Source organism: Nonomuraea sp. NPDC050536 (assembly GCF_044457685.1).
Taxonomy (GTDB): Bacteria; Actinomycetota; Actinomycetes; order Streptosporangiales; family Streptosporangiaceae; genus Nonomuraea.
This window is the reverse complement of record NZ_JBITHD010000009.1, coordinates 191,897-209,451: the sequence shown is the minus strand read 5'-3', so window position 1 is coordinate 209,451 and position 17,555 is coordinate 191,897. Positions and strand designations below refer to the sequence as shown.

Annotated in this window: 16 protein-coding genes and 1 riboswitch; of the genes, 9 read left to right on the top strand and 7 right to left on the bottom strand. The window is 74.0% G+C overall.

Going from position 1 to position 17,555, the window contains the following annotated elements; translation table 11 throughout:
- Nucleotides 1-8: 8 nt before the first annotated feature.
- Nucleotides 9-196, bottom strand: a riboswitch (cobalamin riboswitch).
- Nucleotides 197-207: 11 nt separating this feature from the next.
- The 3 genes from cobG to cobJ are packed head-to-tail and all read left to right on the top strand — an operon-like array spanning nt 208 to nt 3,433.
- A complete protein-coding gene (gene cobG / locus ACIBHX_RS25705; RefSeq protein WP_397069780.1) occupies nt 208-1,332 on the top strand; it encodes a precorrin-3B synthase in 1,125 nt (374 codons plus the stop codon).
- Nucleotides 1,329-1,949, top strand: coding sequence for a precorrin-8X methylmutase (locus ACIBHX_RS25700; protein ID WP_397069779.1), 621 nt, complete (start codon nt 1,329-1,331; stop codon nt 1,947-1,949). The genes cobG and ACIBHX_RS25700 overlap by 4 nt, the downstream gene beginning before the upstream one ends.
- A 5-nt stretch (nt 1,950-1,954) precedes the next feature.
- Entirely contained in the window at nt 1,955-3,433 is a 1,479-nt protein-coding gene (gene cobJ, locus ACIBHX_RS25695) for a precorrin-3B C(17)-methyltransferase (protein ID WP_397069927.1), read from the top strand.
- Here the strand turns inward: cobJ and ACIBHX_RS25690 are convergent.
- From ACIBHX_RS25690 to ACIBHX_RS25675, 4 genes are read right to left on the bottom strand one after another with little or no spacing between them, the layout of a single operon-like run.
- The gene (locus ACIBHX_RS25690) at nt 3,424-4,149 is read right to left on the bottom strand and encodes a cobalt-precorrin-6A reductase (RefSeq protein WP_397069778.1); all 726 of its coding nucleotides are present in this window, start codon (nt 4,147-4,149) and stop codon (nt 3,424-3,426) included. The genes cobJ and ACIBHX_RS25690 overlap by 10 nt on opposite strands.
- The gene (gene cobM, locus ACIBHX_RS25685; protein WP_397069777.1) at nt 4,134-4,889 is read right to left on the bottom strand and encodes a precorrin-4 C(11)-methyltransferase; all 756 of its coding nucleotides are present in this window, start codon (nt 4,887-4,889) and stop codon (nt 4,134-4,136) included. Before cobM ends, ACIBHX_RS25690 begins: the two co-directional genes overlap by 16 nt.
- Nucleotides 4,886-6,103, bottom strand: coding sequence for a precorrin-6y C5,15-methyltransferase (decarboxylating) subunit CbiE (gene cbiE, locus ACIBHX_RS25680; protein WP_397069776.1), 1,218 nt, complete (start codon nt 6,101-6,103; stop codon nt 4,886-4,888). Before cbiE ends, cobM begins: the two co-directional genes overlap by 4 nt.
- Nucleotides 6,100-6,486 (bottom strand): pyridoxamine 5'-phosphate oxidase family protein, encoded by a 387-nt coding sequence (locus tag ACIBHX_RS25675; RefSeq protein WP_397069775.1) that lies wholly within the window; start codon nt 6,484-6,486, stop codon nt 6,100-6,102. The genes cbiE and ACIBHX_RS25675 overlap by 4 nt, the downstream gene beginning before the upstream one ends.
- Before the next feature lie 63 nt (nt 6,487-6,549).
- On the opposite strand from ACIBHX_RS25675, the gene cobF reads away from it, so the two are divergent.
- From cobF to ACIBHX_RS25645, 6 genes are all read left to right on the top strand, one after another.
- A complete protein-coding gene (gene cobF / locus ACIBHX_RS25670; RefSeq protein WP_397069774.1) occupies nt 6,550-7,308 on the top strand; it encodes a precorrin-6A synthase (deacetylating) in 759 nt (252 codons plus the stop codon).
- A gap of 63 nt (nt 7,309-7,371) precedes the next feature.
- A complete protein-coding gene (locus ACIBHX_RS25665) occupies nt 7,372-9,174 on the top strand; it encodes a glycosyltransferase (RefSeq protein WP_397069773.1) in 1,803 nt (600 codons plus the stop codon).
- Between the two features lie 64 nt (nt 9,175-9,238).
- Entirely contained in the window at nt 9,239-9,652 is a 414-nt protein-coding gene (locus ACIBHX_RS25660) for a hypothetical protein (RefSeq protein WP_397069772.1), read from the top strand.
- A 113-nt stretch (nt 9,653-9,765) separates the two neighbouring features.
- Nucleotides 9,766-11,358 (top strand): PucR family transcriptional regulator, encoded by a 1,593-nt coding sequence (locus tag ACIBHX_RS25655; protein ID WP_397069771.1) that lies wholly within the window; start codon nt 9,766-9,768, stop codon nt 11,356-11,358.
- Nucleotides 11,359-11,475: 117 nt separating this feature from the next.
- Nucleotides 11,476-12,813 carry a tryptophanase gene (locus tag ACIBHX_RS25650; RefSeq protein WP_397069770.1) on the top strand — a complete coding sequence of 446 codons (1,338 nt, stop codon included), beginning with the start codon at nt 11,476-11,478 and terminating at the stop codon, nt 12,811-12,813.
- A complete protein-coding gene (locus tag ACIBHX_RS25645; protein WP_397069769.1) occupies nt 12,810-13,874 on the top strand; it encodes an alanine racemase in 1,065 nt (354 codons plus the stop codon). Before ACIBHX_RS25650 ends, ACIBHX_RS25645 begins: the two co-directional genes overlap by 4 nt.
- Here the strand turns inward: ACIBHX_RS25645 and ACIBHX_RS25640 are convergent.
- The 3 genes from ACIBHX_RS25640 to ACIBHX_RS25630 are packed head-to-tail and all read right to left on the bottom strand — an operon-like array spanning nt 13,862 to nt 17,554.
- Nucleotides 13,862-14,785: an ABC transporter ATP-binding protein gene (locus ACIBHX_RS25640; protein WP_397069768.1), complete on the bottom strand. Its 924-nt coding sequence runs from the start codon at nt 14,783-14,785 to the stop codon at nt 13,862-13,864. The two genes, ACIBHX_RS25645 and ACIBHX_RS25640, sit on opposite strands and share 13 nt — an antisense overlap.
- A complete protein-coding gene (locus tag ACIBHX_RS25635) occupies nt 14,772-16,637 on the bottom strand; it encodes a dipeptide/oligopeptide/nickel ABC transporter permease/ATP-binding protein (RefSeq protein WP_397069767.1) in 1,866 nt (621 codons plus the stop codon). The genes ACIBHX_RS25640 and ACIBHX_RS25635 overlap by 14 nt, the downstream gene beginning before the upstream one ends.
- Nucleotides 16,634-17,554 (bottom strand): ABC transporter permease, encoded by a 921-nt coding sequence (locus ACIBHX_RS25630; protein ID WP_397069766.1) that lies wholly within the window; start codon nt 17,552-17,554, stop codon nt 16,634-16,636. Before ACIBHX_RS25630 ends, ACIBHX_RS25635 begins: the two co-directional genes overlap by 4 nt.
- Nucleotide 17,555: the final 1 nt, after the last annotated feature.

Here is a 17,555-nt window from a genome sequence, read left to right as displayed (position 1 = left end):
CCCCGTTCGCGGGTGTCGCGACGGCAGGAGTCTCCTGGCTCCCGGATCAACGCTCACCCCGGCCTTCCCGCCCGTTTCCGGGCAGTGGCCTGCGGTGGGGTTCGCTTCCCGGTCACAGTGGCGGGACCGCGCCGGTTTCTCACCGGCTTCCTCCCTTGCCATCGCCTACGGAGGAGCCTACAGCGAAGTGGCGTTACGATCCCCTTCGTGTCCATAGCCGACTTTTCCGGACGTTTAGGTCCTGACGCCTGTCCGGGGGCGCTCCAGGTGCACCAGGCGGCAGACGGGCCGATGGCCCGGGTCCGCGTGCCGGGCGGGGCGATCTCGGCGGGGCAACTGCTCGAGCTGGCCACCTGCGCGGATGAGCTCGGCTCGGGCGTGATCGAGCTCACCTCCCGGGCCAACGTCCAGGTCCGCGGGCTGCGCTCCCCCGAGGTGTTCGCCTCACGGATGGCCGCGGCGGGGCTGCTGCCGTCGGCCTCACACGAGCGGGTCCGCAACATCGTGGCCTCCCCGTTAGGCGGCCGCGGTCCCTCCGGTGCGCTGGATCCGCAGCCGCTGGTGGAATCGCTGGACCGGGCCCTATGCGCGACTCCCCGACTGGCCGGGCTTCCGGGCCGCTTCCTGTTCGCGGTGGACGACGGCACGAACGACGTCACGTCCCTCACCGCCGACGTCACCTACGCATCAGGACAACTCCTTCTGGCAGGTATGACCTGCGGCACCGCTGCGATCGCCGGGGCGGTGGCGGTGATGATCGCGGCGGCTGAGGCGTTTCTGGACGTGCGCGGGGATGCGTGGCGGATCGCGGAGGTGCCCGGTGGGGCCGCCACGGTCGCCGCCCGCATGGGGCTCACGGTGTGGCCGCCGGATCTGCGTGCCGGCCCGGAGAACACTCAGGCATCGCCGCCGCGTGCGGGTGGCATCGCTCAGCGGGACGGGCGGGCGGCGCTGGAGGTGGTGGCGCCGCTCGGGCGGCTGTCCCCTGATCAGGCCCGTGCGCTGGGCGCCGCCGATGTCGCGGTACGGCTGACGCCGTGGCGGACCGTGATGCTGCTCGACCTCGACGACGTCGGGCAGGTGACGCAGGCACTGGAAGCCGCTGGGCTGGTGACCGACTCCGGATCCCCGTGGGTCGGTGTGACGGCGTGCACCGGGCGGCCGGGGTGTGCCAAGGCGCTGGCCGACGTGCAAGCCGATGCCCGCGCATGGGTGGGCACCCAGCAGCGGGCCCAGGAGACCCGCCTGCACTGGTCCGGGTGCGAGCGGCGCTGCGGGCTTCCCCGAGGAACGGTCACCCAGCGGGTGGCCACCGAGAACGGATACAGGTGACCGACTACATCCGCGATGGCGCCGAGATCTACCGGCGTTCCTTCGCCACGATCCGCGCCGAGACCGACCTGACCGGGATGCCGCCCGACGTGGCGCGCGTCGCGGTCAGGATGATCCACGCATGCGGCATGACCGACCTGGTCGGCGACCTGGACTGGTCGCCGGGCGTGGTCGCCCGCGCCAGGCAGGCGCTGGACGCCGGCGCGCCCGTGCTGTGCGACGCCATGATGGTCGCCTCCGGCGTCACCAGGCGCAGGCTGCCCGCGGACAACGACGTGGTGTGCACGCTGGGCGACCCCGGGGTGGCCGAGCTCGCCGTACAGCTGGGGACGACGCGCAGCGCGGCGGCGCTCGAGCTGTGGCGCGACCGGCTGGAGGGCGCGGTGGTGGCGATCGGCAACGCGCCGACGGCGCTGTTCCGGCTGCTGGAGCTGGTCGCCGAGGGCGCGGGACGGCCCGCCGCGGTGCTGGGCGTGCCGGTGGGCTTCATCGGCGCGGCCGAGTCCAAGCGGGCGCTCGCGGACAGCGATCTGGAGTATCTGGTGGTGCACGGCCGTCGCGGCGGCAGTGCCATGACGGCGGCGGCGGTCAACGCCATCGCCAGCGAGACGGAGTGATGGCGTTGACGGGACGGCTGTACGGCGTCGGGCTCGGCCCCGGCGATCCCGAGCTGGTCACGGTGAAGACGGCCCGGCTGATCGGCGAGGCCGACGTGATCGCCTATCACGCCGCCAGGCACGGGCGCAGCATCGCCCGCTCCATCGCGCTGCCGTACATGAAAGCGGGGCAGGTCGAGGAGCTGCTGCTCTACCCGCTGACGACGGAGACGACCGACCATCCGGGCGGCTACCAGGGGGCGCTGGACGACTTCTACGCCGACTGCGCCGAGCGGCTGGCCGCGCACCTGGACGCGGGGCGGACCGTGGTGGTGCTGAGCGAGGGCGACCCGCTGTTCTACGGCTCCTACATGCATCTGCACAAGCGGCTGGCGCACCGGTATCCGACCGAGGTGGTGCCCGGCGTCACGTCGGTCAGCGCCGCCTCGGCTGTGCTGGGACGGCCGCTGGTCGAGCGGGACGAGGTGCTCACCGTACTGCCGGGGACGCTGCCGGGCGAGGTGCTGGCCGAGCGGCTGCGCGGCACCGACTCGGCGGCGGTGCTCAAGCTGGGCCGCACGTTCGGCAAGGTGCGCGACGCGCTGGCCGAGGCGGGCCGGCTGGACGACGCCTGGTACGTCGAGCGGGCCACGATGGGCGCCGAGCGGGTGGCGCCGCTGAAGGACGTGGACGCCGAGGGCGTGCCGTACTTTTCGCTGGCGCTGCTGGCCAGCCCGGCAGAGCGCACGTTCGTGCCGTCACCTCAGGCTTCAAGCAGCACGGGCGAGGTCGCCGTGGTGGGGCTGGGGCCTGCCGGGCGGCCGTGGCTCACGCCCGAGGCGCAGGAGGCGCTAGCGGCGGCCACCGACCTGGTCGGATACGGCCCTTACGTGGACAGGGTGGCGCCGAACCCGCGCCAGCGCCGCCACCGTACGGACAACCGGGTCGAGGCCGAGCGCGCCAGGCACGCGCTTGAGCTGGCGCGCGAGGGGGCGAGGGTCGCGGTGGTGTCGTCGGGCGACCCCGGCGTGTTCGCCATGGCCAGCGCGGTGCTGGAGGCCGCGGCGGACTTCCCCGACGTACCGGTGCGGATCGTCCCCGGGCTGACAGCCGCGCAGGCGGTGGCGAGCAGGATCGGCGCGCCGCTCGGCCACGACTACTGCGTGCTGTCGCTGTCGGACCTGCTCAAGCCGTGGGAGGTGGTGGCCGACCGGATCGCCGCCGCCGCCCGGGCCGACCTGGTGCTGGCGATCTACAACCCGGCCTCGAAGAGCCGCACCTGGCAGCTGGCCGCCACCCGTGACCTGCTGCTCGAACACCGCGACCCGGACACACCGGTGGTCGTCGGCCGCGACGTGGGCGGCCCCGAGGAGAGCCTCACCGTCACCACCCTGGGCGAGCTCGACCCCGCCCAGGTGGACATGCGCTGCCTGCTGATCATCGGCTCCTCGACCACCCGGGTGACCGGCACCGGCCAGGTCTACACGCCGCGCCGCTACCCCTGAGCCCAGACCGCCGCCTCCGCCACGCTCTCCACCAGCCGGACGCCGGCGGGCGGCGGCGGCCGGTCGACCATGATCACCCGCAGCCCCAGCTCACGGGCCGCCAACAGCTTGGCGGTCGTCATCGAGCCGCCGCTGTCCTTGGTGACCAGCACGTCCAGCCGGTGCTCGCGGATGAGCGCCAGCTCGCCTTCCAGGGTGTACGGCCCGCGGTCCAGCAGCACGTGCACGTTGCCGGGGACGGGCGGATCGGGCGGATCGACCGACCTGGCCAGCAGCCACACCCCGGGCAGGACGGTGAACACCGGCAGGCTGCGCCGCCCGGTGGTGAGGAACACCCGGTCGCCGTGACCGAGCAGGTCCGCGGCGGCCCGCAGGGACCCGACCCGCTCCCAGGCGTCGCCCGGCCCCTCCCGCCAGCCGGGCCGCCGCAGCGTCAGCAGCGGCACACCGTTCGTCGCCGACGCCTCGGCCGCCGAGGCGGACATCCGGGCGGCGAACGGGTGCGTGGCGTCCACCATCGCGTCGATCCGCTCGGCCGCCAGCCACGCGGCCAGGCCGTCCGGGCCGCCGAAGCCGCCCTCGCGCACCTCCCCGACCGGCAGCCGCGGGTTGGTCACCCTCCCCGCCAGCGACGACACCACGTGACAGTGTCCGAGCAGCTCGGCCGCCAGCGCTCTGGCCTCCGCGGTGCCGCCCAGGATCAGGACGCGCCGCACGACCTGTCCCGGTGCGCGCTGTAGAGGTGGCTGTCGGGGAACTCCCCGGCCGCCAGCACCCGGCCGACCACGATCACGGCGGTGCGCCTGATCTCTGCCTCGTGCACCTTGGCCGCGATGCCGGCCAGGGTTCCGCGCAGGATCACCTCGTCGGCCCTGCTCGCCCGGGCCACCACGGCCACCGGGCAGTCCGCGCCGTAGGACGGCAGCAGCTCCGCCACCACCGCGTCGATCCGCTGCACGGCCAGGTGCAGCACCATCGTCGCCCCGCTCGCGCCCAGCGTCGTCAGGTCCTCGCCCTCGGGCATCGGCGTCGCCCGCGCCGACGTACGCGTCAGGATGACCGTCTGGCCGACGCCCGGCACGGTCAGCTCCCTGCCCAGCGAGGCCGCCGCCGCCGCGAAGGCGGGCACTCCCGGGACGATCTCGTACGGCACGCCCAGCGCGTCCAGGCGGCGCAGCTGCTCGGCCACCGCGCTGAACACCGACGGGTCACCGGAGTGCAGCCGTGCCACGTCCAGCCCCGCACGGTAGGCGGCGGCCAGCTCCGCAACGATCTGGTCGAGCGTCAGGTTCGCGGTGTCCACCAGCCTGGCGCCGGGCGGGCAGGACTCCAGCAGCTCGACCGGCACCAGCGAGCCCGCGTACAGGCACACCGGCGAGGAGCGCAGCCGCTCCAGCCCGCGCAGCGTGATCAGGTCCGCGGCCCCGGGCCCCGCCCCGATGAAGTACACGGTCACAGCGTTGTCTCCTTCGTGAGGGTCCATACGGTGACCGGCATCGCGGGGCGCCAGGCGGTGAACGAGCCGACGGGCGAGGCCCGCTGGACGGCCACGCGGACCAGGTCTCCGCCGAGCCTGCCGTACCAGGAGGTGATGAGCGCCTCGGACTCCAGGGTCACGGCGTTGGCCACCAGGCGGCCGCCGGGCCTCAGCGCGGACCAGCAGCGTTCGAGCAGCCCGTCGGCCGTCAGGCCGCCGCCGACGAAGACGGCGTCGGGCGTGGGCAGGCCGTCCAGCGCGATTGGTGCCCTGCCCTCGACGACCCGCAGCCCGGGCACCCCGAGTGTGTCGGCATTGCGGCGGATGGCCGCGGCACGGTCGGTGTGGCTCTCTACGGCGACGGCGGCGCACGCCGGGTGGCTGCGCATCCATTCGATGGCGATGCTGCCCGCACCCGCGCCCACGTCCCACAGCAGCTCGCCGGGCAGCGGCGCGAGCCGTGACAGGCTCACCGCGCGCACCTCCCGCTTGGTGAGCTGGCCGTCGTGCTCGAAGGCGTCGTCGGGCAGGCCGGGAACGCGGGCACGCGGCCGGGTATCCGGCGCGGCGGCGCACTCGACGGCGATCACGTGCAGGGCTGAGGGCGCGGGCCCGGACCACTCGCCCGCGGTCCCCCGCAGCGCGGACTCGGTGGCCGAGCCGAGGTCGCCGAGCACGGTCATGACGCTCGGACCGTATCCGCGCTCCGCCAGCAGCCCGGCGACTCGTGCGGGCGCGTCGAGGCCCGCGCCGAGCACCACGAGCCGCCGCCCCGGCAGCACGGCCGCGTTCAGCGCGGACAGCGGGCGCCCCACCAGGCTCACCACGTCCACCTGCTCGACCGGCCAGCCGAGCCTGGCGCAGGCCAGCGACAGCGACGACACATGCGGCAACACCCGGACCCGCTCGGCCCCCAGCAGGCGCACCAGCGTGGCGCCGATCCCGTAGAACATCGGATCCCCGCTGGCCAGCACGCAGGTCGCCCGCCCCGCATACCGCTCGAGGAGCCCGGGCAGCTCCGGCAGCAACGGCGACGGCCACACCACCCGCTCAGACGGCGCGTACGCCTCGGCGGGCAGCAGGTCCAGCTGCCGGGAGGCGCCCATGACGACCTCGGCGGTGCGCAGGGCCTGGCGGGACGCTTCAGGGAGGCCGTCCCAGCCGTCAGCGCCGATGCCGACGACCGTGATCACACGTTGCCCAGCACACGGGTCACCTGGATCTCCACCACCACTCGCCTCGGGTTGGCCCTGGGCGGCTTGTAGCGGGCGGCGTAGCGTCGCTCGGCGTCGGCGACCTGCTCAGGCTCGGCGCGCACGATCGCCCTGCCCTCCAGCGTGGACCAGCGGCGCCCGTCCACCTGGCTGAGCGCGACCAGCGCGCCCGCCTCGCCGATGAGCCGCGCCTTGGCCGACGTCCCCGACGTGATCACCCGGGCCGTGGCGGTGTCCAGGTCGAGGGTCGCGCCCACCGGCACCACGTGCGGCGGCAGGCCGGGACGGGCGGTGGCGAGCGTGCACAGGTGACGCTCCTGCCAGAACGCGGCGAATCCCTCGCCCAGCTCGGCCAGGTTCACGGTCCTCCTTGGGTGGTTTGGGCAGCGATATCGTATAGCGCGCACTCTGGCACACTCTGTTCGGTGAAGCGGCTACTCATCATCGGCATCGGCGCCGGGGACCCCGATCACCTCACCCTCCAGGCGGTCAAGGCGATCGCCGCCACGGACGTGTTCCTCGTCGTGGACAAGGGCGAGGTCAAGCAGGAGCTGGTCCAGCTGCGGCAGGACCTGATCCACGAGCACGGCCGCGCGCCGTACCGGATCGCCGAGGCGCGCGACCCCGAGCGGGACAGGAGCGCCGCCGCCTACACCGAGGCCGTGGCGGACTGGCGCGCGCGCCGGGCGGTGGCCTGCGAGGCGCTCATCCGGAAGCTGGGCGACGACGAGACCGGGGCGTTCCTGGTCTGGGGCGATCCGGGCGTTTACGACAGCACGCTGGCCATCGTCGAGGAGATCCTGCGGCGCGCGAACGTCACCTTCGAGTACGAGGTCATCCCGGGGATCAGCAGCGTGGCCGCGCTGACCGCCCGTCACCGCATCGGACTGACCCGGGTCGGGCGGCCGGTCCACCTGACCACCGGGCGGCGGTTGGCCGAGCAAGGGGCAACCGCGGACGACATGGTGGTGATGCTGGACGCGCACTGCTCGTTCGCGGCGCTGCCCGGCCACCACATCTACTGGGGCGCCTACCTGGGCACGCCGGACGAGATCCTGGTGTCGGGGCCCGTCGCCGAGGTCGGCGACCGCATCCGCGAACTGCGCGCCGAGGCCCGCGCCCGCAAGGGCTGGATCATGGACACCTACCTGCTACGCCGCCCGGACAAGGACGGCGACGGCTGAAGGTAAACCCGCGCTAACCGGCTGCTCAGCCTGCGTTTGCCGGGCACTTCCTACCGTGCTCACATGAGGCGCGGCAGGTTCTGGCTCTCCCTGGCACTCCTGGTCACGGCAGTCGCCGTGGGCCTGGCCGCGCGCACGCCCGGCTGGACCGCGATCGACGGTGACCTCGCCGCCGCCGTCGAGTCGGCCCGCACCCCCTGGCTGACCGGGGTGGCGCAGGTGCTGAACGTCGGCTTCGGCACCGTCGTGGGAACGTTCCTGGTCGTGCTCCTGGTGGCGAGTCTGGCTCTGGCGCGGAAGCCGGGCAGGGCGGTGCTGGCGGGAGTCGTGGTGCTGGCCGGCTGGGGCGTGAGCTCGATCATCAAGACGGTCGTGGCCCGCCCCCGGCCGCCCGCCACACACGCGCTGGTCCAGGAGCTGGGCGCGGACAGCTTCCCCAGCGGCCACGTCTGCCTGACCCTGTCGCTGGTGATCGCGCTCGCCTTGCTGCTCAGGAGCAGGTGGCGCCTGATCCTGGCGCTGGGAGCCGTGCTGGTCCTGGCCCAGATGCTGGCCAGGGTCTACCTGGGCGCCCACTACCCCACCGACACGGTCGGCTCGCTCCTGGTGACCCCGGCCGCCATCTACCTGGCGCTGCGCCTGCCCTCGCTCGGCCTGTTCCTGCTGCGCGCGGACAACCGGCTCAGGGCAGGGGTTCCGCCCGACACGCGCCACGTCAAGATCCTGTTGCTGTCCGCCAACGGCATGGGCGGCACCATCAGGACCGTCTTCAACCTCGCGGGCGGCCTGGCCGCCGAGCACGACGTGGAGATCGTCAGCGTGCTCAGGACCAGGCCGCAGCCCTTCTTCCCGCTGCCCGCCGGCGTCCGCGTCTCCTACCTCGTCGACCGGACGGCAAGCTCGCCGCTCGGACGCAGCCGCCTCATCCCGCCCGACGAGGCGGCCTACGACAAGTTCGACCTGCGCACCGACGTGGCACTCGTGCGGTTCCTGCGCGGGCTGCGCGGCGGCGTGCTGATCACCACTCGTCCAGGACTGAACCTCGCCGCCGCGCTGCTCGCGCCGCCCGGCGTGCTCACGGTCGCACAGGAGCACGTCGGCTACGGCACGCAGCGGCGCGCCGTACAGAAGCTGATCAACAGGAGGTACGGCAGGCTCAGCGCGCTGGTGACGCTGACCGAGGCCGACCTCAAGGACTACCAGGTCGCGCTCGGAACGCGGACGCCCGGGCACCTGGCACGCATCCCCAACGCGACGCCGCCGCTGTCCGGCGGGCCGTCGCCGCTGACCGGGCCGACCGTGGTCGCGATCGGGCGGCTCAGCAAGGTCAAGGGCTTCGACCTGCTGCTGCGCGCGTGGGCGTGGACCGTGGCGGAGCATCAGGGGTGGAGCCTGCGGATCGTGGGCTCGGGCCCCCAGCGGGCCACGCTGGCCGCGCTGATCGACGAGCTCGGACTCGGTGACACGGTCACGCTGGCCGGGGCGTCGCGTGACATCGGCGCCGAGTTCGACCGGGCCTCGATCTTCGTGCTCAGCTCGCTGCACGAGGGGTTTCCGATGACGATCCTGGAGTCGCTGAGCAAGGGCGTGCCGGTGGTGTCGTTCGACTGCCCCTACGGCCCCGGCGAGATCCTCACCCACGGTCACGACGGGCTGCTCGTCCCGCCGCGCGACGTCGAAGCGCTGGCCGCCGGGCTGGGCACGCTGATGGACGACCCGGCCCTCCGGCGGCGGATGGGCGACCGGGCGCGGCAGACCTCGCGGCTCTACGACCCCGAGCCCATCGCCGCCGAGTGGGAGCGGCTGCTGGCCGTCATACAGGCCGCGCCTCTCCTCGTAGGCGCAGACGACTACCAGGGCCCGTGAATGGTGATGCAGATCACACCCGGGGCAGCTCAACAATCGTGTGGGGTGCGCACTCTCACGGTGCATGAGCTTGATGAGGAAGGCCGCAGTCGTGGCCATCAGCAGCGTGACACTCGCCTCCGGCCTGGCCGCGGTCACCGGGGCGGCGGCCTCGGCGCAGACGCCCGAGGCCGTCGTGCTCAAGGCCACCCCGACGGTGCGCCACCAGCTCGCCGACGCGTTCTGGAACCACTCGACCGACTTCAAACGGAGCAAGGTCGACGGCCCCACCCAGGTCCGCTACGGCCGGCTCGGCAACGTGTACTGGGCCATCGGCGGCATCGGGATCAAGGGCAACCCGGTCAGCTACCAGGACGGGCCCCACGTGTGGCGCAAGGTCGGTAAGGGCCACTGGGTCTACCGCGGCGACACAGGCGGCTGCCTGGAGAAGGTGCCGCGGGCCATGCTGAAGGCGTGGAAGGTCGAGCGCGGCTGCTGACGGGCGGACCCCCTGGGCCGGTCGAGGTATAGCAGGCTGTACCCCGCGTCACCCGCTGGCGGGATCGTGGGGACGCCCGGCCGGGGATAGCCTCCCGCGCATTGGAGGCAGCCATGATCTCGCTTGATCGGATGCTCGACGAACTCGGGGCCACGGTGCTCGATCCGGTGGCGGGCGACCCGCCGTCCGCCGGCGAGGTCACCGGCGTCACCGTCCTGGATCCCCACGACGACCTCGTCCCCGCCCATGGCGCGCTGGTGCTCGGCGTCGGCGTGCGCAGCCCCGGCAGGGCCGCCGACCTGCTCAGAAGGCTGGCGCCGGCCCGAGCGTGCGCACTGGTCCTGCGCGCTCCCATCCGCGTGACGCCGGAGGTGCGGGCCGCGGTGGAGGAGAGCGGGGTGTCGCTGCTCGGCCTGACGCGCGGCGTGTCGTGGATCCAGCTGGCCACGCTGGCGCACGCCGTGCTGACGCGGGTCGCGCCGCCGGAGCGCGCGCAGGAGATCGGGGTGCGGGCGGGCGATCTGTTCGCCGTGGCCAACGCGGTGAGCGCGCTGCTCGACGCGCCGGTGACGATCGAGGACCGCGGCCTGCGGGTGCTGGCCTTCTCCGAGCGGCAGGACGAGGCCGACGAGAGCCGCGTGGAGACGATCCTGGGACGGCAGATGCCCGAGCGGTACCTGCGGCTGCTGGAGGAGCGCGGCGTGTTCGCCGAGCTTTATGGCAGCGACGGACCCGTCTACTTCGACCTGCGCGTGCCCGGCCTGCTCGCGCGGGCGGCGCTCGCCGTACGGGCGGGGGACGAGATCCTGGGCTCGATCTGGGCCAGCGTGCACGGCCCGCTGACCTCGGCGCGGCTGCGGGCCTTCGCCGAGGTGGGCAGGCTGGTGGCGCTGCACATGCTGCACCACAGGGCCACCGGCGACGCGGGGCGCGCGCTGCGATCCGACCTGGTGGCCGCCGCGCTGGACGGCGGACCCGACGCGGTCCGGGCCCTGGACCGGCTCGGGCTCCGTTACCGGCCGTCGGTCGTCATGGCCTACGCGCTGACATCGCGGTGGGACGCGGGCGGGGCCGCGGACGGGGAGGCGGCCAGGCGCCGGGCCGCCGACGCGTTCGCGGTGCACCTGTCCACGGTGCATCCCGGCTCGGCGTGCGCGCTGATCGGCGAGGTGGCCTACGGCATCCTGCCCGCGCGCGCCGAGGACGGCACGTTGCGGGCCAGGCGGATCGCCGCCGAGTTCCTGGAACGGATCGGCGAGCGCGGCCGCGGGGTGATCGGCGTCGGCTCCCTCGCCGGCGACGGGTCGGCGCTGCCTGCTTCGCGTGCCGACGCCGACCGGGTGGTGGGCGTGCTGCGCGCCGATCCCGGCTCAGGCCCGGTGGGGTGGATCGGCGACCTGTGCGTCGAGGTGCTGCTGTCGGAGTCGTGGCAGCAGCTGGGCTCGTGGGGGCACCGCCTGGACGGGCCGGTGGACCGGCTGCGGGCCTACGACGCCGCGCACGGCGGCCGGCTGGTGCCCACCCTGCGGTCGTGGCTGGACAGCTTCGGCGACGTTCCCGCCGCGTCGGCGGCCGTGCACGTCCACCCCAACACGTTCCGCTACCGGCTGCGGCGGCTGACCGAGATCGGCGGCATCGACCTGGCCGATCCGGACCAGCGCTTCGCCGCGATGCTGTTCCTGCGCTTGTACGAGCGGCGTTCGTGAGCGGGGGACGACCGGGCGCCGCATTCTTCGTCGGCGGGTACGAATCCCCGCCCCGGCAGGGATTCCTACGCTCGCGGGGCGACCGGCCAACCCGTCGCCCGCCTCGAAGGAGCCCGTGTGGAACCGTACAAGATCAAGATGATAGAGCCGCTGCCCATGCTGACCCGCGAGCAGCGCTCCGAGGCGCTGCGTTCGGCCGACTACAACCTGTTCCGCCTGCGCGCGGACCAGGTGACGATCGACCTGTTCACCGACTCGGGCACCGGGGCGATGTCCGCCGAGCAGTGGGCGGCGCTGATGCTGGGCGACGAGTCGTACGCCGGCGCGCGCTCGTTCTTCCGCTTCGAGCGGGTGGTGCGCGACCTGACCGGGCACCCGCACGTGCTGCCCACCCATCAGGGCCGGGCCGCCGAGCGCATCCTGTTCTCCAGCCTGCTGCGCCCCGGCCAGGCCAGCGTGAGCAACACGCATTTCGACACCACGCGCGCCAACGTCGAGCTGGCCGGCGGACGGGCGATCGACCTGCCCTGTGAGGCCGCCGCCGACCTGGACGGCAAGGAGCCGTTCAAGGGGGACCTCGACGCGGCCGCGCTGGAGTCGCTGCTGGCGGGCGGCGCCTACGTCGGCTGCGTGATCGTGACGGTCACCAACAACGCCGGCGGCGGGCAGCCTGTGTCGATGGCCAACCTCCGCGCGGTCCGCGAGATCTGCGACAGGTACGGCGTGCCGTTCTTCCTGGACGCGGCCCGCTTCGCGGAGAACGCCTACCTGATCACCCAGCGGGAGCCCGGCTACGCCGCGCACACGCCCCGCCAGGTCGCCGAGGAGATGTTCGCGCTGGCCGACGGCTGCGTCGCCAGCCTCAAGAAGGACGGCATCGCCAACATCGGCGGCCTCATCACGCTGCGGTCGCAGGAACTGGCCGACCGCTGCAGGGAGCTGCTGATCGCGACCGAGGGCTTCCCCACCTACGGCGGGCTGGCGGGCCGCGACCTGGAGGTGCTGGCCCGCGGGCTGGTCGAGGTGACGGACCCGGCCTACCTGCGCCACCGGGCGGACACCGCCGCCTGGTTCGCCGCCGAGCTGGAGGCGGCCGGATTCCCGTGCGTGCGCCCGGCGGGCTGTCACGCGGTGTACGTCGACGCGCGCCGGGTGCTCCCGCACGTCCCGCCGGAGCGGTTCCCCGCGCAGGCTCTGGCCTGCGAGCTGTACGTGGAGGGCGGGATCCGCGGCTTCGAGGTGGGTACGCTGAGCTTCGGCGGGCCGGACGGGCCCGCGCCGTACGAGCTGCTCCGGCTGGCGCTGCCGCGCCGCGTCTACACCCGCGGCCACCTGGAGCACGTGGTGCGCAGCGCCGCGGCCATCGCCGCCCGGGCCGGGTCGATCTCCGGTTACCGGATCACGCGGGCGCCCCAGTCGCTGCGGCACTTCACGGCCGAGCTCGTCCCGGCATGACGTGCTGGGCGGCGGTCCCCACGCCCGCGCTGGTCGTGGACGAGAGCGTGATGGAGCGGAACGTCGATCGCGCGATCGAGCTGATCGGCTCGCCCGGCCGGTGGCGGGCGCACGTCAAGACGGCCCGCTCGGCGTGGGCGATCGCGCGGCTGCGGGAGCGCGGACTGACCAGGATGAAAGCCTCGACGACCGCCGAGGTGGCCGCCGCGCTGGCCGTGGGGGTGCCCGACGTGCTGCTCGCCTTCCCCGCCCTGGGCCCGGCCCGGCGGCGGGCGGCCGAGCTGGCCGCGGCGTACCCGGCGGCGCGGGTTTCTGTCCTGGTCGACACCGTCGAGGCGCTGGAGGGGTGGACCGGCGGGCCGCTGGGCGCGTTCCTTGACGTGGACCTGGGGATGGTGCGCACCGGCGTCCCGGTGGGCGATCACGCGCGGGCGCTCGGCGTGGCCGGCGCCCTCGCCGGACGCGGCATCGAGCTGCGGGGCGTGCACACCTACGACGGCCATCTGTCCGGCGCGCCGGACGGCCGGGTTGAGCAGGGCATGCGCGAGCTGCTCGCGTTGACCGAGGCGCTGGAGCGTGCGGGGCACCCAGTAGGGGAGGTGGTGGCGGGCAGCACCGCGACGTTCCAGGCGGTGCTGCGGCATCCGCTGCCGGGGCGCTGGGCGCGGCTGCTGACGCTGGGGCCCGGCACGGTCGTCTACAGCGATCTGCTGACCGTCGAGCGGCTGGGCGACACGTTCACGCCCGCCGTCAGCGTGCTCGCCCGGGTGGTGAGCCGGCCGAGCGCGGACCGGTTCACCCTGGACGCGGGCCTGACCGCGATCGGCGTCGACGCGGGACGTCCCCATGCGGCCGTGGCGGGTCACCCCGAGCTGCGCGTCGGGCGGCCGTCACAGGAACACCTGGAGGTCGAGGGTCCCGCGCCCGCGGTCGGCACCCTGCTGCGGCTGGTGCCCCGGCATGTGGACACGGCCGTCGCCCAGTTCGAGCGCATGTACGTGATCGGCGCCGGAGGCCGGGGGCGGATCGAGCCGGTGGTCAATCACCGTCAGCCGGCGTAGTGGCAGGCCACCCGGTGCGGGCGTGCGTGCGCGCTCTCATGCGGGTCGGCCTGCCCGCACAGCTCCCGCGCGAGAGGGCAGCGGGTGTGGAAGCGGCATCCGGCGGGCGGGTCGCGCGGATCGGGGGGTTCCACCTCGTCGGGTTCGTCCGCGTCCAGCGCCGTGCCCGACTCGAGCAACATCCTGGTGTAGGGGTGCCGGGGGCGTTCCATCAGCTCGTCCGTGGGCGCGCATTCGACGATCCTGCCCAGGTGCATGACCGCGACCAGGTCGCTGACGTAGCGCACGACGGCCAGGTCGTGGGAGATGAACAGCATGCTCAGCCGCAGGTCCCGCTGCAGGCGGCGGACCGTGTTCAGCACCGTCCCCTGCACGGAGGCGTCCAGTGCGGAGGTGATCTCGTCGGCGACGAGCACGTCCGGCCGCGCCGCCAGCGCCCGCGCCAGCGCGACCCGCTGACGCTGTCCGCCGGACAGCTCCCCTGGCCGTGCCGCCGCCAGCCCCAGCTCCAGATCCACCAGCTCCAGCACCCGCCGCACCTCCCGCTCCCGCTCCGCTCTGCCGACTCGCCCGGCCGGCGGGTGCGCCCGGTCTGCTCTGCCGGTACGGCCGACCGAAGGCAGGGCCTCGGCGATGGAGGCGCCGACGGTCATCCGGGGATCGAGTGAGGAGTAGGGATCCTGGAAGACGAGCTGGGCCCTGCCCCCGCCGCCGATGAGGATCGCGCCCGCGTCCGCGGGGAGAAGGCCGACCGCGGCGCGCGCCAGGGTGGACTTTCCCGAGCCGGACTCGCCGACCAGCCCGAGGACCTGGCCGTCCGGCACCAGCAGGTCGACCTCGCTGACCGCGGTGAAGGCGTGGCGTCCTCTGCCGACGCGCACGGACAGGCGGCGGAACTCAAGCGTGCTCATGCGCTACCTCCGGGATACGCGGATGCCAGCAGGCCACCGAGTGGGAGCCGTCGTGGCGGGTCATCGGGGGGCGCTCGCGCAGGCACCGCTCGTCGGCGTGCGCGCAGCGCGCGGCGAAGGGGCAGCCCTCGGGACGCTGTCCCGGCGGTGGCTGCCTGCCGGGGATGGTGGCCAGGGGCAGCGCGCGGTCGGTCGTCATGGCGGGCACCGCGGCCAGCAGGGCGCGCGTGTAGGGATGCAGCGCGCCCTTGGCCAGCCGTTCGACCGGGAGGTCCTCGACCACGGTGCCGCAGTACATGACCAGGACGCGGGCGCAGGTGCGCTCGATGACGGCGATGTCGTGGGAGATGAGCAGCAGGGCGGCGCCGGATTCGCGGCTCAGGTCGCGCAGCAGGCGCAGGATTCGGCGCTGGACGCTCACGTCGAGCGCGGTCGTGGGCTCGTCGGCGATGACGAGCCGGGGCTCGCCCATCAGCCCCATGGCGATCATGACGCGTTGCCGCATGCCGCCGGACAGCTCGTGCGGGTACTGGCGGGCGCGGTGGCGCGGTGCGGGGATGTGGACGCCCCGCAGGCGGTCCACGGCGCGGGCGAGCGCGGCGGGGCGCGACAGCCCGTGGTGCACCTGTGAGACCTCCGCGAGCTGCCGTCCGACGCGCAGCGCGGGGTTCAGCGAGGTCATCGGGTCCTGGAACACCATGGACAGCGAGGCGCCGAGCGAGCGCCGCCGCCTGCGGCCCGTGGTGGCGAGCAGGTCGGTCCCGGCGACCTGGAGGCGGCTCGCCCGCACGTCGGCCGGGGTCAGGCCGGCGAGGGCGAGCGCGGTCAGGCTCTTGCCGGAGCCGGACTCCCCCACCAGCCCGACGCGCTCACCTGGCTCGATCTCGAAGGAGACACCATCGACAACGGCGACATATCCCGATTCGGCGGGCACGGACACCGTCAACCCCGCCACCCGCACGACGGACTCCCCCGCAGACAGCTCTGCCGACGGGATGCCGGGCCCTACGGCGGGCGGCGTCGGGGCGGGCGTGGATGGGCCGGGGTGGCGGCTGCGCCGTACGCCGAAGGTCTGGGCCAGTGCCTCGCCGGCCAGCGAGAACGCGACGCCGGCCAGGACGATGGCCGCGGCCGGGCCGAGCGCGGCGGCGGGGTTGCCGTAGATGTTGGGCAGCCCCTCGTCGAGCAGCCTGCCCCAGTCGTAGGCGGGTGACTGCACGCCGAGCCCCAGGAACGACAGGCCGGCGAAGGCGAGCAGCGCCTGTCCCGCGCCGATGGCGGCGTTGACGACGAGCGGTTGCGCGATGTTCGGCAGCACGTGGCGCACGAGCAGCCGCGCCCGCCCCACGCCGAACAGGCGGGCTGCCGAGACGTAGTCCTGGGTGGCGACGGTCGCGGCCAGGTTCTTGGTGAGCCTGGCGAACGAGGGCGCGCCGGCCACCCCGATGGCGAGCACGGCGCCGGTGGCCCCGGCGCCGAAGATGACGGCCAGCGCGAGCACCAGCAGCAGCCCGGGGAAGGTCATGGCCAGATCGATGGAAGCGGTGACCAACCGCCCGCCGCGCACACCGAGCACGGACGGCAGGCCGCCCGCGACGAGCCCGAGCGCGAGGCTGATGAGCGTGGCGGACAGGGCCAGCCCGGCCGAGAGCCGGGTGGCGACCACGACGCGGGCCAGGACGTCCCTGCCCAGGTCGTCGGTGCCGAGCAGGTGGCCGGCGCCGATCGGCTGGAGCGCGGCGTCCATGTCGACGTGGGCGGCCACGCCGCCCCACACCGCGGGGCCGAGCACGGCCACGGCGGCGAGCAGGGCGACGGCGGTCACGGCGGCGGCGCCGAGTACGGTTCTCATCTCAGCCCTCCCGGGCGGCCGAGCGCGGCGAGCGTGGTGTCGACCAGCAGGTTGGCCAGCAGCGCCGCGCTGCCGTAGACGAGCACGATGCCCTGCACGAGCGGGTAGTCCTTCTGCTGGATGGACTGCGCGATCGTGGAGCCCAGGCCCGGCCAGGCGAACACCGTCTCCACCAGCACGGTGCCGGCGATCAGGCCGACGAGCAGCATGCCGGCGATGGTCAGCGCGGAGGTGAGCACGTTCGGCAGCGCGTGGCGCAGGTAGAGCAGCCGGGCGGGCAGCCGTTTGGCGCGGGCGGTCCGCATGTAGTCCTGGTCGAGCACGTTCAGTGCGTCCACGCGCACGACCCTGGACAGTCCGGCGATCGGGCCGAGCGCGAGGGCGAGCACCGGCAGGACGTAGGAGTCCGGGCCCGCCCGGCCCGCGACGGGCAGCCACTTGAGCCAGACGGCGAAGGCGAAGACCAGCCCGACGGCGAGCAGGAACTCGGGGATCGCGGCGAACACGCCGGTCACGCCGGTGAAGGCGAGTTCCACGGCGCGCCGCCGCCCGCCGTACGTGAGGACCGCCATCGTGAGGCCGAGCGGGATGGCGACGACGAGGGTGACCCCCGAGGCGAGCAGCGACAGGCGCAGCGTGGCGGGAAGCCGCTCGGCGATGATGGTGGAGACGGGCACGTCGGAGCCGATGGAACGGCCGAGGTCGCCGCTGAGCAGCCCGCGCGCGTAGCGCAGGAACTGCTCGGCCGGCGGGCGGTCCAGGCCGAGGGCGGCGCGGCGTGCCTCCACCAGGTCGGCGGGCGCGGTCGTGCCCAGGGCGGCCCGCACGGGGTCGCCCGGCACGAGGTGGATGAGCGCGAACGAGGCGGTCACGAGGATCGCCATGGAGATCGCGAAGCGGAGGAGGAGTCTGGTCACG

Excerpts from the sequence above, each read along its gene's own strand:
- ACIBHX_RS25665 (WP_397069773.1), top strand. The coding sequence starts at position 7,372 with ATGAGGCGCGGCAGGTTCTGGCTCTCCCTGGCACTCCTGGTCACGGCA.
- ACIBHX_RS25660 (WP_397069772.1), top strand. The coding sequence starts at position 9,239 with ATGAGCTTGATGAGGAAGGCCGCAGTCGTGGCCATCAGCAGCGTGACA.
- ACIBHX_RS25655 (WP_397069771.1), top strand. The coding sequence starts at position 9,766 with ATGATCTCGCTTGATCGGATGCTCGACGAACTCGGGGCCACGGTGCTC.
- ACIBHX_RS25645 (WP_397069769.1), top strand. The coding sequence starts at position 12,810 with ATGACGTGCTGGGCGGCGGTCCCCACGCCCGCGCTGGTCGTGGACGAG.
- ACIBHX_RS25640 (WP_397069768.1), bottom strand. The coding sequence starts at position 14,785 with ATGAGCACGCTTGAGTTCCGCCGCCTGTCCGTGCGCGTCGGCAGAGGA.
- ACIBHX_RS25635 (WP_397069767.1), bottom strand. The coding sequence starts at position 16,637 with ATGAGAACCGTACTCGGCGCCGCCGCCGTGACCGCCGTCGCCCTGCTC.